This is a genomic window from Hydrogenophaga intermedia, assembly GCF_000723405.1.
GTDB classification, from domain to species: domain Bacteria; phylum Pseudomonadota; class Gammaproteobacteria; order Burkholderiales; family Burkholderiaceae_C; genus Hydrogenophaga; species Hydrogenophaga intermedia.
In genome coordinates this window covers 24779-40817 of record NZ_CCAE010000029.1, presented here as the reverse complement: position 1 = coordinate 40817, position 16039 = coordinate 24779, and the positions used below count along the sequence as shown (strand labels likewise).

The window sequence follows — 16039 nt, the reverse complement described above, 5'->3', positions numbered from 1 at the left end:
CTTTATTTGGCCGGCTGCTGCGGCGCGGCGGGCGGGGGGGCGATGGGCATGCCCCGCTCGTCCACCTTCAGCACCTGCGGCTGCACCGGCACGCCGGGCATGATGCGTTGCAGGCCCTCCACCACCACGTTCTCGCCGGGCTTGACCGCGTCGCCCAACACCACGCGCATGCCGTCCTGCAAGGCGCCGAGCTGCACCACGCGGAACTGCGGCTGGCCGTCCTGCCCCACCACCACCACGGTCTTGCGGTTCTGGTCGGTGCCGATGGCGCGCTCGGGCACCAGCGTGGCCTGGTAGGGCGCGCTGGTGGTCATGGTCAAGCGCGCGGCCAGGCCGGGCACGAAGCGGCCGTCGCGGTTGTCGAAGCTCGCGCGCAGGCGGATCGCGCCGGTCTGCGGGTTCAGGCGGTTGTCCACGAAGTCGAGCGTGCCCTGGTGCGGGTAGCCCTCTTCATTGGCCAGCCCCAGACGCACCACGGGCTTGGCGTTGCCGGCGGCGCGCACGCGCAGGAAGGTCTGCTCGCTGCCGTCGAAGTACGCGTGCACGCGGTTCGTGGCGGCGATGCTGGTGAGCACCACCTGCTCGTTCACCAGGTTGCCGGCCGTGACGTTGGCGCGCGACAGGCGCCCGCCGATGGGCGCGCGCACCGCCGTGTAGGCCAGGTTCAGGCGCGCCACGCGCAGGGCGGCCTCGGCGGCCTTGATGTCGGCCTCGCTGGTGCGTGCGCCGGCGGCGAGCTGGTCGAACTCCTGGCGCGACACGGCGCGGCTGTCCAGCAGCTTCTGGGCGCGCGCGTATTCCGTCTGCGCCAGGTCGGCACGCGACTTCGCGGCCACCACCTGAGATTCGGCCCGCGCCACCTCGGCCTCGAAGGGGCGCGGGTCGATGGTGAACAGCAGCGCGCCGGCGGCCACGGTGGCGCCGTCGGTGAAGTGCACCTTGTCGATGGTGCCGGCCACGCGCGGGCGCAGCTCCACGAACTCGGCCGCTTCCAGGCGGCCGCTGAAGGTTTCGACATCGGTGACGCTGCGCTGGACCGCGGGCGCCACGCTCACCGGCATGGCCGGTGGTGGCCCGCCCTGCGCGTCGGCGGGGCCGCCGCAGGCTTGAAGAACGGGCAAGAGCAACGGGAACAGGACAGCCAGGGCGAGGGTGCGCCCGGAAGGAATGGCAGGCATGGGGGTGACTCCGGAGATTGCCGACCGCCGACGCGCCCGGGTAGGGAACGTGGCGAAGGAGGAGCGCGGATTCTGCGCACGAAATGACTCGAATCGCTGTAATCCTTCACTCACAACTTCTTAAAAAATACCTAAGCGCGTGCGGCGCCGGCGCCAAGCGCCTACAGCACCCGCAGTGCGGTACCTACAGGGCCCATCCAGCAATCCCCACAGACTCGCAGGCGGCACATCTCTAAATTTCCTCCCATGGCTTCGGAGTGACAAATCGCACGACGAAGCCCCTCCTTTCAGGGATTCAGGGAGACCGACATGACCGCCACCGCCCACTTCGCCGACCCCCGCAACGAGCAGATCCGCCTGATGCAGCCCCTGGTGCGCCGCGTCGCCCGCCACCTGCGCGCGCAGCTGCCGCCGTCGGTGGACGTGGACGACCTGATCCAGGCCGGTCTGATCGGCCTGAACGAGGCGATCGGCCGCTGTGACCCGGCCGAGGCCGAGGCCGGTGGCCTGGAGAAATTCGCCATGCCACGCATCCGTGGCGCCATGATCGACGAGCTGCGCGTGACCGAATGGGCCTCGCGCGGCTGCCGCCAGAGCCGACGCGAGATCGACGAGGCCGGCCAGCGCCTGCAGCAGCGCCTGTGCCGCCGCCCGCACGACAGCGAAATGGCCGCGGAGCTGAGCCTCTCCCTCGACGAGTACCACGCGCTGCAGGCCAAGCTGCACCGCTCGCAACTGATGTCCCTGGACGACATGGGCCTGGCGGGCGACGAGGACGACGACGGCCTGCACGGGCACCACTTCGGCGACACCAGCGACGAGCCGCTGAGCGTGCTGGAGCAGCAGCGCATGCGCCTGGCCCTGGTGGACGCCATCCACGGCCTGCCCGAGCGCGAGCAGCAGGTCATGCTCATGCACTACGAGGACGACATGATGTTCAAGGACATCGGCCGCGCCCTGGGCGTGAGCGAATCGCGCGTGAGCCAGATGCACCGGCACGCGGTGGAGATGCTGCGCGCGCAACTGCAGTCGCATTGAGGCCCTCTCAGGGATAACCCCCGCTCTCGCCGCGCATTGGCGCGGGTATCGTCCGCCGCTGCTGATCTTTGATCAAAGATCAGAAACCGGATGTGCCCGCCATGCCCCCACTCTCTCCCCTTCCCATCAACGAGGCGGTCTACCGCGCGCTGCGCGACCAGCTCATGCGCGGCGACTTCGCCGCCGGCCAGCTCCTGGGCATCGAAGAGCTGGCCCAGGCCATGAACACCAGCACCATGCCCGTGCGCGCGGCCCTGCAGCGCCTCGCGGAACAGCGCGCCGTGGAGCGCCACCGCAGCCGATCCATGCAGGTGCCCCTGCTGAGCGTGGAGCGGCTGGACGACATCCGCCGCAGCCGCGTGCTGGTGGAATGCGCGCTCACCGAATGGGCTGTGCCCCGTTTGCAGCGCGCCGACGTCGAGGCGCTGAAACAGCTCGCCCGCAAGATCGCCAAGGCGCTCAAGAGCCCGGCGACGGTGGACCAGGGCCTGGCGCACAACCAGGCCTTCCACTTCACCATCTACCAGGCGGCCGCCTCGCCCACGCTGCTGTCCATGGTGGAGAGCCTGTGGCTGCAGTCCGGCCCCTACCTTCGCGCCGCGCGCGAACTGATGCACCAGCCGCAAGGCCCCGACCCGGAACTGCACGAGCAGATCCTGCAGGCCATCGTCGACGGCGACGCCCGCGCCGCGCGCCGCGCCATGGAACACGACATCGCCTGGGCCTTCGACCGCCTGCGACTGATGCCGCACATGCTGGACATGGCCGCCTGATCCCTCACCTCCTTCACTCACTTCACCCGAACTTCCCACTTCGACCCCGACCCGTGACCCCACCCAAGTCCCTGCACAAGCACCGCTCCCGCGCCGTCACCGAAGGCGTGGCCCGCGCCCCGCACCGCGCCTTCCTGCGCGCCACCGGCCTCGACGAGGCGGCCTTCGACAAGTCCCTCGTGGGCATCGTCAGCACCCAGGGCGAAAACACGCCCTGCTCCATGGGACTGGCCCCGCAGGCCGACCGCGCGCGCCTGGGCGTGGCGGCCGGCGGCGGCGTGCCGGTGAGCTTCACCACCGTCTCGGTGTCGGACGGCACGTCCATGAACCACGCCGGCATGCGCATGAGCCTGGTCTCGCGCGAGGTGATTGCCGACAGCGTGGAGGTGGCCGTGCGCGGCCACGCCTACGACGGCCTGGTGGCCTTCGCGGGCTGCGACAAGACGCTGCCGGCCATGATGATGGCCATCGCACGGCTGAATGTGCCGGCCGCCTTCGTGTTCGGCGGCGCCACCCTGCCCGGCCACGCCCGGGGCCAGCAGGCCACCATCCTCACCACCATCGAGGCCGTGGGCGCGGTGCAGACCGGCGCCATGCCGCCCGAAGATCTGCTGGCCATCGAGCGCACCTGCACGCCCAGCGCGGGCGCCTGCCCGGGCCAGTTCACGGCCAACACCATGGCCATGGTGGGCGAGGCCCTGGGCCTGTCGCCCCTGGGCTCGTCCATGATGCCGGCCGTCTACAGCGAGCGCCTGGCCATCGCGCAGCGCGCGGGCGAGACGGTGATGCGCCTCATCGCCAACGGCGGGCCGCTGCCGCGCGAGCTCATCACGCGCCAGAGCCTGGAGAACGCCTGCGCCGCCGTGGCCGCCACGGGCGGCTCCACCAACGCGGCCCTGCACATCCCCGCCATCGCGCACGAGGCCGGCGTGCCCTTCACCCTGGACGACGTGGCCGCTGTCTTCGAGCGCACCCCGCTGATCGCCGACCTGCAGCCCGGCGGCAAGTACCTGGCGCGCGACCTGCATGAGGTGGGCGGCGTGCCCATGGTGCTCAAGACCCTTCTGCAGGGCGGCCACCTGCATGGCGACGTGCTCACCCTGGACGGCGAACGCCTGGCCGATGCGCTGCAGCGCTGGCCCGACGCCGACGGCAACGTGGTGCGGCCCTGCGAGCGGGCCATCCACCCCACGGGCGGGGTCACCGTGCTGCGCGGCAACCTGTGCCCCGATGGCGCGCTGCTCAAGATCGCCGGCCTCAAATCGCTGCAGTTCACCGGCCCGGCGCGCGTGTTCGAGAACGAAGAGGCGTGCATGCGCGCCGTGGCCGAGCGGCGCTACGAGCCCGGCGAGGTGCTGGTCATCCGCAACGAAGGCCCCAAAGGCGGGCCGGGGATGCGCGAGATGCTGAGCGTGACGGCCGCGATCTACGGCCAGGGCATGGGCGAATCGGTGGCCCTGCTCACCGACGGGCGCTTCTCGGGCGCCACGCGCGGGCTGTGCATCGGCTACGTGGGGCCGGAGGCCGTGGACGGCGGGCCGATCGCGCTGGTGCGCAGCGGCGACGTGATCCGCATCGACGCGGCGGCGGGCCTGATCGAGCTGCAGGTGCCCGATGACGAACTCGCCGCGCGCCGCGCGCGCTGGACAGCGCCCGCGCCCGCGCGGATGGGCGGCGTGCTGGAGAAATACGCGCTCGTGGTGCGGCCCGCGCGGCTCGGTGCGGTGACGCACTCGGGCGCGGTGGACTGGCCCTATGAAACCCCCAATGAAGCGGAGGAACGGTGATGGCGGTGGAGACGACGATCGGATTTGGCGGCACGGGCCTCATGGGCGCCGCGATGGTGCGCCGCCTGCTGCAGGCAGGCCACCGCGTGATGGTGTGGAACCGCACGCCCGAGAAAGCAGCGCCGCTGGTGGCCGAAGGCGCGGTGCTCGCGGCCGACCCGGCCGAGCTGGCGCAGCACTGCGAGACGGTGATCCTCTGCCTCACGGACACGCGGGCCGTTGCACAAGTGGCCTTCGGCCAGAACGGTCTCAAAGGCCTGAACAGCCAGACCGGCGCCCTGCGCCGCGTGGTGGACCACTCCAGCATCTCGCCCACCGCCACGCGCGAGATCGCGCAACGGCTCAAGGCGGAAACCGGCGCCGACTGGGTGGACGCGCCCGTCTCCGGCGGCATCGCGGGCGCGGCCAATGGCGCGCTGGTGGTGATGGCGGGTGGCGAGCCCGCTGCCATCGACCAGGCCAGCGCCGCGATGCGCGCCTACGCCCGCGCCATCACCCGCATGGGCGATTCGGGCGCCGGCCAGGTGGCCAAGCTGTGCAACCAGACCGTGGTCGCCACCACGCTGTGCGCCATCGCCGAGGCGGTGAGCCTGGCGCAGCGCAGTGGCATCGACGCGGCGGCGCTGTCCACCGCCCTGGCCGGTGGCTGGGCCGATTCGGTGCTGCTGCAGACCTTCGTGCCGCGCATGACCACACCGCCCGAACACAGCATCGGCGCGCTGGCCACCATGCTCAAGGACGTGGACAACGTGGCCGAGGCCATGCAGGTGGCCGACGTGCACGCACCAGTGCTGCGCGCCGTGCAGGAGCGCTTCCGCCAGGGCAAGTCGCAGGGGCTGGGTGAGGCCGACCTGTCGCAGATCGTGCGCGTGGCCAAGCCGGCATGAGGAAGCACCTCGCATGAAGGTCCTCATCACCGGCGCCGACGGCTACATCGGCCGCGCCCTGGCCCGCCGCCTGGCCGCGCCTGGTGCCACCCTGCAAGGGCAGGCCATCGACCAGCTCACGCTGTGCGACCTGCGGCTGCCCGAGGCACCACCGGCGCCCCAGGTGCGCGCCGTGGCCGGCAGCATCGCCGACGCCGCGGTCATCGACGCGATCACGCAGAACCACCACGACGTGGTGTTCCACCTGGCCAGCGTGCCGAGCGGGCAGTCCGAGTCCGACCACGAACTGGGCCTGAAGGTCAATGTGCACGCGACCCTCGCACTCGTGGAGGCCGTGCAGCGCGGCGGCGCGGCGCCCACGTTCGTCTTCACGAGTTCCATCGCCGTGTTCGGCGCGCCGCTGCCCGCGCGCATCGACGACGACACACCGCTGCGGCCCAGCCTCAGCTACGGCGCGCAGAAGCAGATGGCGGAAATCTTTCTGGCCGACTGCACGCGGCGCGGCTTCCTGCACGCGCGCTCGCTGCGCCTGCCCGGCATCGTGGCGCGCCCCCCCACGCCCACGGGCGCGCTGTCGGCCTTTTCCAGCGAGCTTATTCGTGCTCTGGTGGAGCAACGGTCCTTCGTCTGTCCGGTGTCGGCGTCCGCCACCTTGTGGCTGCTGTCGCTCGAGGCCTGCATCGACAACCTGCTGCACGCGGCGCAGTGCCCGCCCGAGCGCCTGGGCGGCCACACCGCCTGGACCCTGCCTGCGCAACGCTTGAGCATTGGCGAACTGGTGCGGGCGTTCGAAGCCGAGCGGCCCGGCGCATCTGCCCTCGTCAGCTACCGCCCCGACGAAGCACTGGAGGCCCAGTTCGGCCGGCTGCCACCGCTGACGACGGCGCGCGCCGACGCCGCTGGCTTCCGGCACGACGGCAGCGTGGCCCAACTGGTTCGCCGCGCCGCCCGCGCGCTCGACCCAGCACCCGCCTGATCACCGTTCCCGCCCTTTTTCCATTCCGGATTCCCAGCCAACGGCGCCCTGCGCCCCATTTCATCAGGAGACTTTTCCATGCCATCGACCCGTCGCCAATTCGTCCAGCACGGCGCCACCGCGCTGGCGCTGCCCGGCCTGTTCGGCAGCGCTGCCGCGCAAGCCCAGACGCCACCCGTGGACGTGCTGCGCATCGTCACCGGCTTCGCCGCCGGCGGCACCTCCGACACCGTCTGCCGCCGCGTCGCCGACGGCCTGCGCGGCCTCTACGCGCGCACCGCCGTGGTCGAAAACAAGACGGGCGCCGGCGGGCAGATCGCGATCTCCACGGTGAAGGGTGCGCCCGCTGACGGAACCGTGCTGCTGCAGACCCCGGCGTCGATGCTCACCATCTACCCGCACATCTACAAGAAGCTGCCCTACGAGCCGTTCAAGGACCTCGCGCCCGTGTCCGTGGCCTGCTCGTTCGAATTCGCGTTGGGTGTGGGCCCGGCCGTGCCGGCGTCCGTCACCAACGTGCCCGAGCTCATGGCCTGGCTGAAGGCCAACCCCAACGAAGCGAACTTCGGCTCGCCCGCCGCCGGCTCCACGCCCCACTTCACGGGCGAGATGCTGAGCCGCGCGGGCAAGGTGCCCATGCGCCACGTCGCCTACCGCGGCACGCAGGCGGCAATCCTGGACCTCACGGCGGGGCAGATCGCCTGCGTCAGCGGCCCCATCGGCGACTTCATGCCGCACCTGGGCGGCGGGCGCGTGCGCCTGCTCGGCGTCTCCGGCGCCAAGCGCAGCCGCTTCGTACCGCAGGTGCCCACCTATGTCGAACAGGGCTACAAGGACATCGTCACGGACGAGTGGTTCGCCTTCTACCTGCCCGGCGGCACGCCCGCGGCCACGGTGCAGCAGGCCAATGCCGCCCTGAAAACGGCGCTGGCCAAGCCGGAGGTGGTCAATGGCCTGGCGGAAATGGGGCTGGAGGCCCGGTCGTCCACGCCGGCCGAGCTGCTGGCCATGCAGCGCCGCGACACCGAGCACTGGGGCCCGATCGTCAAGGCCGTGGGCTTCACGGTCGAGTGACAGGGGCACCCTCCGCTTGAGGACGCATGGCCCGCGCGGGCGTCGTAGCATCGCCGGGCCATGAAAAACACAACACGAGACAACACCCCCGCCGACCCCAGCCTCATCGACTCCCGCACCGCCGCCTGGCGGCTGCTCACGGTGCTGGGCCTGGTCACCCTCGGCAACGCCGGCATGTACGTGGTGGCGGTGGTGCTGCCCGCGGTGCAGACCGAGTTCGGCATCGGCCGCGGCGACGCCTCACTGCCCTACACGCTCATGATGGTCTGCCTGGGCCTGGGCGGTCTGTTCACCGGGCGCCTGGCCGACAAGCATGGCATCACCCCCGTGCTGCGCCTGGGCGCGGTGGCCGTGGCTGGCGGCTTCGCGGCCGCCGCGCTGTCCGGCAACATCTGGGCCTTCGGCCTGGCGCACGGGCTGCTGCTGGGCCTGCTGGGCAGTTCGGCCACCTTCGCGCCGCTGCTGGCCGACACCGCCTTGTGGTGGAACAAGCGGCGAGGCATCGCGGTGGCCATCGCGGCCAGCGGCAACTACGTGGCCGGCACCGTGTGGCCCCCGCTGGTGCAGTGGGGCATCGAGACCATCGGCTGGCGCAACACCTACTTCCTGCTCGCCATCGTCTGCGGCACGGGCATTTTTTTGCTGGCCAACCTCATGCGCCAGCGCCCGCCGCTGGTGTTGGCGGCCGCGCCCGCCACGCCCGGCGGCGCCCTGCCCGACACCTCACGCCCCTTCGGCATGAAGCCCGCGCAAGCGCAGACCCTGCTGTGCGTGGCCGGCGTGGCCTGCTGCGTGGCCATGTCCATGCCGCAGGTGCACATCGTGGCCTACTGCGTGGACCTGGGCTTTGGCGCGGCGCGCGGCGCCGAGATGCTCTCGCTCATGCTGGCCAGCGGCATCGTCAGCCGCCTGGTGTCGGGCTGGATCTGCGACCGCATCGGCGGAATTCGCACGCTGCTGCTGGGCTCGGCCCTGCAGTGCGTGGCCTTGCTGATGTTCCTGCCCTTCGACGGCATGGTGCCGCTGTACCTCATCTCGGCCATGTTCGGCCTGTTCCAGGGCGGCATCGTGCCCAGCTACGCCATCATCATCCGCGAGCACTTCGCGCCGCAAGAAGCCGGCGCGCGTGTGGGCGCGGTGATCATGGCCACGCTGGTGGGCATGGCGCTGGGGGGCTGGATGTCGGGCTGGGTGTTCGACCTCACCGGCAGCTACCACGCGGCATTTCTCAACGGCATCGGGTGGAACCTGCTGAACATGAGCATCGCGCTGTTCCTGTTCTGGCGGGTGCGCGGCAGCGGGCCCGGCTTGCCGCGCGGCGCGGTGGCTTGAGGCCGCTTCGCTATGGCGTCGGGCGGCTGGCCAGGTGCCAAGTGATGTCGGGGGGGTTGACGCTGGCGCACACCGGCCCGCCATCCCGTGCCGCGCCCCGGATGCGGGCTTCGACCGCCAGATCCGCCTGGCCCGCGGCAGACGCAACGAGGTCCCGGGGAATGCCCCCCAACTTGATCTTCGCCCGACGCTCCCACGGGGCTTGCTGCTGGCCGGCGTAGGTGCCGGAGTTGAGGTAGACGAACCGGTCGGCGGGCGTGCCCTGCGCCAAGGGGCCACGGAAATTGAACGCGCCGTCCGCCAGCGGCGGCCCCAGCTCCAGCGAAAAGGCGAAGGACAGCGAGTCGCCCGTCGAGGCGAACGGCGGCAGCAATTCATCGCGCCCGCTCTGCACGGCGAACAGCACACCAGGCGGCGGCGCTTCGACAACGAAGATGACTTGAAGCCGGGCCGCCGTCGAGGTGTTCATTCGCTGCTCCTGATCATGAGGTGGCGGCAGTCTGGCACAGGCTTGACAGCCCTCGCGCACACGCGCACAGTCGCCCGGTACCTACCCGTACCAGTACTGCCATGACCGACCTCACCGTCCGCCGCCTGCTCATCGATCTGGAGACGCCCGTGCCGCGCCATTGGTGCGGCGGCGACGCCTTCCTCACCGCCTGGTTCAACGCGCTGTCGATGAGCTTCCCGGTGGGCGAGCAGTTCTTCATCGACGCCGTGCGCGATGGCGCCAAGGCCTTGCCGGAGGACCAGCGCGCGCGCTGGGACGCGGAGGTAAAGGGCTTCGTGGGCCAGGAGGCCACACACCGCCGCATCCACGCGCTGTTCAACGCACAGATCGAAAAACACGGCCTGGTGAACGACTGGGCGCCGCGCGCCGAGTCGCGCATGAAGCTGCTGGCTGGCGCCGACGTGCGCCACGCCCTGGGCATCACCGCCGCCAATGAGCACTTCACCGCCCTGTTCGCCGAGTGGCTGCTGGGCCACCCCGAGGTGCTGGCCGGCAGCGAGCCGCGCCTGCAGGCCCTGTGGCTGTGGCACAGCGCCGAAGAGGCCGAGCACAAGAGCACCGCCTTCGACCTGTACCAGGCCCTGGGCGGCAACCACGAATGGCGCGTGAAGTGGATGCGTCGCATCACCGTGTTCTTCCTGGCCGACGCCCTGCGCCAGACCGTGGCCAACCTGCGGCGCGACGGCACGCTGTGGCGCTGGTCCACTTGGCGCAGCGCGGGGCGCCACCTGCTGGGCCGGCATGGCCTGCTGCGGGCCAACTGGTCGGCCTGGCGCGATTACTTCCGCGCCGACTTCCACCCCGATCAGCAGCACACCGAGCGATCGGCCGATTGGCTGCGCGACAACAGCGCGCTGTTCGTCGCCGTCGGCCGCTGAGCCCTGCACGATCCCGGGTTTTCCCGGGATTTTCTTTGTCCATCAAATTTGTATGATGACCTGATAAGCACACAAAAGCCCGAGACAAGCATGCCCCCCGACCACGCCGAGCCCCTGCAGGCCCCGCAGCGCCTGACCGACAGGCTCGCGGCCCTGCTGATGCAGCGCATCGAGTCGGGCGAGCTGGAGCCCGACCAGCGCCTGCCCACCGAGCAGCGCCTGTCCGAGCAGTTCGGCGTGTCGCGCACCGTGGTGCGCGAGGCCATCAGCCAGCTCAAGTCCATCGGCCTGCTCACCTCGCGCCAGGGCGCGGGCGTGTTCGTGGCGCCCAGCCACCAGGCGCGCGCCCTGGCCTTCGACCCGACGGTGCTGCACTCCATGGAGGCCGTGCTGCAGGTGGTGGAGGTGCGCCGCGGGCTGGAGGCCGATGTGGCCGAGCTCGCCGCGCGGCGCATCACGCCCGAGAAAGCGCGTTCGATCATGGATGCGCTGACCGAGCTGGAGGCCTGCCCGCCACTGGGCGCGCCCGGCGTGGAGGCCGACCTGCGCTTTCACCGCAGCATCGCCCGCGCCACCGACAACCCGCACTACGAACGCCTGCTCGGCTTTCTGGAGCAGTACCAGCGCGACGCCATGAAGGTGACGCGCACCAACGAGTCCCTGGACAGCGGCTACATGGTGCAGGTGCACCAGGAGCACCGCGCCATCGCCGAGGCCGTGTGCCGGGGCGACGCCGCCGCCGCGCGCGAGGCCGCCATGCGCCACATGGCCAACGCCGCGCACCGCATCGAACACGCCCCGCCGCCCGTGCGCCGCGCGCTGGACGCGCTGCTCAAACCCGCCACACCCCGCACCGAATGACCGCCACCACCAAGACCACGCCCGCCACGCTGGGCGTCATCGGCCTGGGCTCCATGGGCCTGGGCGCCGCCCGCTCGGCCTTGCGCCGGGGCCTGACCACCTGGGGCTGCGACCCGCAGCCCGCCGCCCGCGCCGCCTTCGAACAGGCCGGCGGCCGCGCCGTGTCGCACCCCGCCGAACTGGCCGCGCATTGCGACGCCGTGCTGGTGCTGGTGGTGAACGCCGCGCAGACCGAAGCCGTGCTGTTCGGCGAGCACGGCGTGGCCCAGGGCCTGCGCCCCGGCGCGGTGGTGATCGCCTCCGCCACGGTGGACCCGGCCCTGCCGCCGCAATGGGAAGCGCGCCTGGCCGAGCGCGGCATCCTGTTCATCGATGGCCCGGTGTCCGGCGGCGCGAAAAAGGCCGCCGAGGGCCAGATGACGGTGATGGCCTCGGGCAGCGAGGCCGCCTTCGCCGCCGCCGACGCGGCGCTGAACGCGATCGCGGGCAAGGTCTACCGCTTGGGCGATCGCGCCGGCGTCGGCTCCACGGTGAAGATGGTCAATCAGCACCTGGCGGGCGTGCACATCGCCAGCGCCTGCGAGGCCATGGCGCTGGGCATGAAGGCCGGGGCCGACCCGCGCCAGCTCTACGAGGTGATCTGCCACAGCGCCGGCATGAGCTGGATGTTCGAAAACCGCGTGCCGCACATCCTGGACGGCGACTACACGCCGCTGTCGGCGGTGAACATCTTCGTGAAGGACCTGGGCATCGTGCTCGACGCGGCGCGCGCCCTGAAATTCCCGCTGCCCCTGGCCGCCGCCGCGCACCAGCTCTACCTGGCCACGGCCGCCATGGGCCTGGGCGGCGAGGACGATTCAGCGGTGGTGAAGTACTACGCCACGCTGGCGGGGCTGGAGCTGCCGTCGCCCATCGGGAGCGACGCATGATCCTCGGCGTCATCGCCGACGACTTCACCGGCGCCACCGACGTGGCCAGCATGCTGGTGCGCGCCGGCATGCGCACGGTGCAGGTGCTGGGGGTGCCGCAGGGCCCGCTGCCCGAGGCTGACGCGGTGGTGGTCGCACTCAAGACGCGCACCATCGCGCCCGAGGCCGCCGTCGAGCAGAGCCTGGCCGCGCTCGCTGCGCTGCGCGCGGCCGGCGCGCGGCAGATCTATTTCAAGTACTGCTCCACTTTCGACTCCACGCCGCGCGGCAACATCGGCCCCGTCACGGACGCGCTGATGCGCGCGCTCGATACCGACCTCACCATCGCCTGCCCCGCCTTCCCCGAGAACGGCCGCACCGTGTTCAAGGGCCACCTGTTCGTGGGCGACGCGCTGCTCAGCGATTCGGGCATGCGCCAGCACCCGCTCACGCCCATGACGGACGCCAACCTGGTGCGTGTGCTGCAGGCGCAGACGGCGCAGCGCGTGGGCCTGCTGCGGCACGACGCGGTCGCGATGGGCGCCGACGCGGCGCGCGAGCGACTGAAGGGCCTGCAGGCCGAGGGCGTTCGCATCGCCATTGCCGACGCGGTGGACAACGACGACCTGCTCACGCTCGGCGAGGCCTGCGCCGATCTGCCGCTGATCACCGCCGGCTCCGGCGTGGCCCTGGGCCTGCCGCCCGCCTACGCGCGGCGCGGCTGGCTGCAACCCGATGCGCAGGCCGCCGCGCTGCCGCCGGTGCGCGGCGCCTCGGCCGTCGTGTCGGGCTCATGCTCACAAGCCACCAACGCCCAGGTCGCGCACTGGCTGCAGGCCGGCGGCGCGGCGGTGCAGGTCGACCCCCTGGCCCTGCACCAGGGCACCGACACGGCTCAGATGCTGCTCTCGAAAGCGAAGCAAGCCCTGAACGACGGCCCCGTGCTCGTCTACGCCACCGCCGCGCCCGATCGCGTGGGCGCCGTGCAGCAGGCCCTGGGCGTGCAGGCCGCCGGTGAACTCGTCGAACAAGCGCTGGCCCATGTGGCGCGCGGCCTGGTGGACGCCGGCGTGCGACGTCTGGTGGTCGCTGGCGGCGAGACCTCCGGGGCCGTGGTGCAGGCGCTGGACGTGACTCAGCTGCGCATCGGCCCCAGCATCTGCCCCGGCGTGCCCTGGACGGGCGCGCGCACCGCGCAGGGCGGCGACGAGCTGCTGCTCGCGCTCAAGTCCGGCAACTTCGGCGGCCCCGATTTCTTCCGCGAGGCCCTGGCCATGACCGAGGTAGCGGCGTGAAGCCCAGCGTGCCCGCCGCCCAACAGGCCTGCCGCGAGGAGATCGTGCGCGTGGGCGCCTCGCTGTTCCTGCGTGGCTACGCGCACTCCACGGCCGGCAACATCAGCCTGCGCCTGGACGACTCGCAAGGCGGTGGCTTCCTCATTACCCCCACCGACGCCTGCCTCGGCCAGCTCGACCCCGCCGCCCTGGCCTGGGTGGCCGCCGATGGCCAGCAGCTTGCCGGAGAGCGCGCCAGCAAGACCCTGGCCCTGCACCGCCGCATCTACGACAGCGCCCCGCACGCGCGTTGCGTGCTGCACACCCACAGCACGCACCTGGTGGCGCTGAGCCTGCAAGGCGTGTGGACCGCGCAAGACATCCTGCCACCCGTCACGCCCTACCAGGTGATGAAGGTGGGCCACGTGCCCCACGTTGCCTACCGGGCGCCCGGCGATGCCGCCGTGGCCGATGAGGTCGCAGGCCTCATCGCCCGCGCCGAACGCCCGCTGCACGCCGTGATGCTCGAACGCCTGGGCCCCGTCGTGTGGCATCAGAGTCCCGCGCAGGCCATGGCCCTGCTCGAAGAGCTGGAAGAGACCGCGCGCCTGTGGCTGCTGTGCTCCCCCCGCCCCGCCCCGCTGAGCGACGCCCGCCTCGACGAGCTGCGCCAGCGCTTCAACACCCTCTGGTGACATGCCCCGATTCGCCGCCAACCTCTCGCTGATGTACACCGAAGTGCCCTTCCTGGAGCGCTTCGCCGCAGCCGCCGCCGATGGCTTCGACGCCGTCGAGTACCTGTTCCCTTACGAGTTCGACGCCGACGAGATCGCGCGCCGCCTGCGCGACCACCGCCTCACGCAGGCCCTGTTCAACCTGCCACCGGGCAACCAGGCCATCGGCGAGCGCGGCATGGCCTGCCTCCCTGGCCGCGAGGCCGAATTCGCCGCCAACCTGGAAACGGCCCTGCGCTACGCCGAGGCCACCGTCTGCCAGCGCCTGCACGCCATGGCCGGCGTCGTGCCCGAGGGCGCCGACCGGGCCCGCCTGCACGCCACCTACGTGGCCAACCTGCGCCAGGCCGCCGCGCGCGTGGCGCCGCTGGGCATCACGCTGCTGATCGAACCGCTCAATGGGCGCGACGCACCGGGCTACTTCCTCACCACGCAACAGCAGGCGCACGACGTGGTGGCTGAGGTGGGCGCGCCCAACCTGCGCGTGCAGATGGACTTCTATCACTGCCAGATCAGCGAGGGCGACCTCACGCGCCGACTCGAACGGCACCTCCCTGGCGTGGGCCATATCCAGATCGCCGGCGTGCCCGACCGCCACGAGCCCGACGACGGGGAGATCAACCACCCGCACCTCTTCCGCCGCCTGGACGAGCTGGGCTACACCGGCTTCGTGGGCTGCGAGTACCGCCCGCGCGCCGGCACCAGCGCCGGCCTGGGCTGGCTGCGCCGCTGGCGCGAGCAACAAGCAAGCAAGGCATCCGCATGAACATCCTCATCACCGGCGGCGCCGGCTTCCTGGGCACGCGCCTCGCGCGCGAGCTGCTGCAACGCGGGCAACTCGCAGGCCGCTCCATCGAGCGCCTGATGCTGGCAGACCTCTTCGCCCCGCGCGACGACACGCTCACCCGCGACCCGCGCGTGCAATCACTGGCGGGCGATCTCATGGCCAGCATCCCCGCGCTGTTCGCGCAGCGCTGGGACGCCGTCTTCCACCTGGCCTCGGCCGTCTCCGCCGAGTGCGAGGCCGACTTCGACCTCGGCCTGCACGCCAACCTGGACACCACGCGCGCGTTGCTCGACGCCTGCCGCCGGCAGACGGCCTCGGGGCATCCACCGCCGATGTTCTTCTTCTCCAGCTCCGTTGCGGTATACGGCAGCGACCCGGCCCTGCCCCTGCCCGCCGTGGTGAACGACGACACCCTGCCCACGCCCCAATCGAGCTACGGCATCCACAAGTTCGTCTGCGAACAACTCGTGGCCGACTACACGCGCAAGGGGTACATCGATGGCCGCGCCGCGCGCCTGATGACCGTGTCGGTGCGCCCCGGCAAGCCCAACGGCGCGGCCTCGGGCTTTCTCTCCGGCATGCTGCGCGAGCCCCTGGCCGGCCAGCCCAGCAACTGCCCGGTGCCGCTGGACACGCCCGTGGCCCTCTCATCGCCCGCCACCACGGTGGCCGGCATCATCGCGGTGGCCGAGGCCAGCCGCGAGGCCTTCGGCGGGCGCACCGCCATCAACCTGCCCGCGCTGAGCCTGCGCGTGCAGGACATGCTCGACGCCCTCGCCGCCTTTGCCGGCCCTGAGGCCACCGCGCTGGTGAGCCACGAACCCGACGCCGCCACCGCGCGCATCGTGGCCGGCTGGCCCGCGCGCTTCGACAGCCCGCGCGCCCGCGCGCTGGGCCTGCAGGCCGACCCCGATTTCCATGCCGTCCTGCGCCAGTACGCGCAGGACCACCCCGATGCCGTGACCTCAGCGGCAGCGCGCACACGGCTGACTCCCGCGCGCTGACCATTTCTTTCGCCCGTGAACCACCCCAAGGAGACAA

General features: G+C 71.5%; 16 protein-coding genes. 14 read left to right on the top strand and 2 right to left on the bottom strand.

Going from position 1 to position 16039, the window contains the following annotated elements; genetic code table 11:
- Positions 1–2 precede the first annotated feature (2 nt).
- Positions 3–1178: an efflux RND transporter periplasmic adaptor subunit gene (locus BN948_RS16135; protein ID WP_009519570.1), complete on the bottom strand. Its 1176-nt coding sequence runs from the start codon at positions 1176–1178 to the stop codon at positions 3–5.
- A 309-nt stretch (positions 1179–1487) separates the two neighbouring features.
- Here BN948_RS16135 and BN948_RS16130 point away from each other — a divergent pair, with 309 nt between their 5' ends.
- The 7 genes from BN948_RS16130 (at position 1488) to BN948_RS16100 (ending at position 9045) form a co-directional block, all read left to right on the top strand.
- A complete protein-coding gene (locus BN948_RS16130; protein ID WP_009519569.1) occupies positions 1488–2216 on the top strand; it encodes a sigma-70 family RNA polymerase sigma factor in 729 nt (242 codons plus the stop codon).
- Positions 2217–2317: 101 nt separating this feature from the next.
- Positions 2318–2989: a GntR family transcriptional regulator gene (locus BN948_RS27315; RefSeq protein WP_009519568.1), complete on the top strand. Its 672-nt coding sequence runs from the start codon at positions 2318–2320 to the stop codon at positions 2987–2989.
- Positions 2990–3042: 53 nt separating this feature from the next.
- Entirely contained in the window at positions 3043–4776 is a 1734-nt protein-coding gene (gene ilvD, locus BN948_RS16120) for a dihydroxy-acid dehydratase (RefSeq protein ID WP_009519567.1), read from the top strand.
- Positions 4776–5663 (top strand): NAD(P)-dependent oxidoreductase, encoded by an 888-nt coding sequence (locus BN948_RS16115; protein WP_009519566.1) that lies wholly within the window; start codon positions 4776–4778, stop codon positions 5661–5663. Before ilvD ends, BN948_RS16115 begins: the two co-directional genes overlap by 1 nt.
- A gap of 13 nt (positions 5664–5676) precedes the next feature.
- Positions 5677–6639 (top strand): NAD-dependent epimerase/dehydratase family protein, encoded by a 963-nt coding sequence (locus BN948_RS16110; RefSeq protein WP_009519565.1) that lies wholly within the window; start codon positions 5677–5679, stop codon positions 6637–6639.
- Between the two features lie 78 nt (positions 6640–6717).
- Complete coding sequence (locus BN948_RS16105; RefSeq protein ID WP_009519564.1) at positions 6718–7713, top strand: Bug family tripartite tricarboxylate transporter substrate binding protein; 996 nt, start codon at positions 6718–6720, stop codon at positions 7711–7713.
- 60 nt (positions 7714–7773) lie between these two features.
- Positions 7774–9045: an MFS transporter gene (locus BN948_RS16100; RefSeq protein WP_009519563.1), complete on the top strand. Its 1272-nt coding sequence runs from the start codon at positions 7774–7776 to the stop codon at positions 9043–9045.
- Between the two features lie 10 nt (positions 9046–9055).
- Here BN948_RS16100 and BN948_RS16095 read toward each other — a convergent pair whose 3' ends face one another.
- The gene (locus tag BN948_RS16095) at positions 9056–9514 is read right to left on the bottom strand and encodes a DUF5990 family protein (RefSeq protein ID WP_009519562.1); all 459 of its coding nucleotides are present in this window, start codon (positions 9512–9514) and stop codon (positions 9056–9058) included.
- A gap of 101 nt (positions 9515–9615) precedes the next feature.
- On the opposite strand from BN948_RS16095, the gene BN948_RS16090 reads away from it, so the two are divergent.
- The 7 genes from BN948_RS16090 (at position 9616) to denD (ending at position 16002) form a co-directional block, all read left to right on the top strand.
- Positions 9616–10434, top strand: coding sequence for a metal-dependent hydrolase (locus BN948_RS16090; RefSeq protein WP_009519561.1), 819 nt, complete (start codon positions 9616–9618; stop codon positions 10432–10434).
- Positions 10435–10524: 90 nt separating this feature from the next.
- Positions 10525–11295: a FadR/GntR family transcriptional regulator gene (locus tag BN948_RS16085; RefSeq protein ID WP_009519560.1), complete on the top strand. Its 771-nt coding sequence runs from the start codon at positions 10525–10527 to the stop codon at positions 11293–11295.
- The gene (gene ltnD, locus BN948_RS16080) at positions 11292–12224 is read left to right on the top strand and encodes an L-threonate dehydrogenase (RefSeq protein ID WP_009519559.1); all 933 of its coding nucleotides are present in this window, start codon (positions 11292–11294) and stop codon (positions 12222–12224) included. The genes BN948_RS16085 and ltnD overlap by 4 nt, the downstream gene beginning before the upstream one ends.
- Positions 12221–13498, top strand: coding sequence for a 3-oxo-tetronate kinase (otnK, locus tag BN948_RS16075; RefSeq protein WP_009519558.1), 1278 nt, complete (start codon positions 12221–12223; stop codon positions 13496–13498). The genes ltnD and otnK overlap by 4 nt, the downstream gene beginning before the upstream one ends.
- An 8-nt stretch (positions 13499–13506) precedes the next feature.
- On the top strand, positions 13507–14172 hold the full coding sequence (locus tag BN948_RS16070; RefSeq protein ID WP_035622569.1) for a class II aldolase/adducin family protein: 666 nt from the start codon (positions 13507–13509) through the stop codon (positions 14170–14172).
- 1 nt (position 14173) lies between these two features.
- Positions 14174–14977 carry a 2-oxo-tetronate isomerase gene (otnI, locus tag BN948_RS16065; protein ID WP_009519556.1) on the top strand — a complete coding sequence of 268 codons (804 nt, stop codon included), beginning with the start codon at positions 14174–14176 and terminating at the stop codon, positions 14975–14977.
- Positions 14974–16002, top strand: coding sequence for a D-erythronate dehydrogenase (gene denD, locus BN948_RS16060; RefSeq protein WP_009519555.1), 1029 nt, complete (start codon positions 14974–14976; stop codon positions 16000–16002). The genes otnI and denD overlap by 4 nt, the downstream gene beginning before the upstream one ends.
- The last annotated feature ends 37 nt before the right edge of the window (positions 16003–16039 follow it).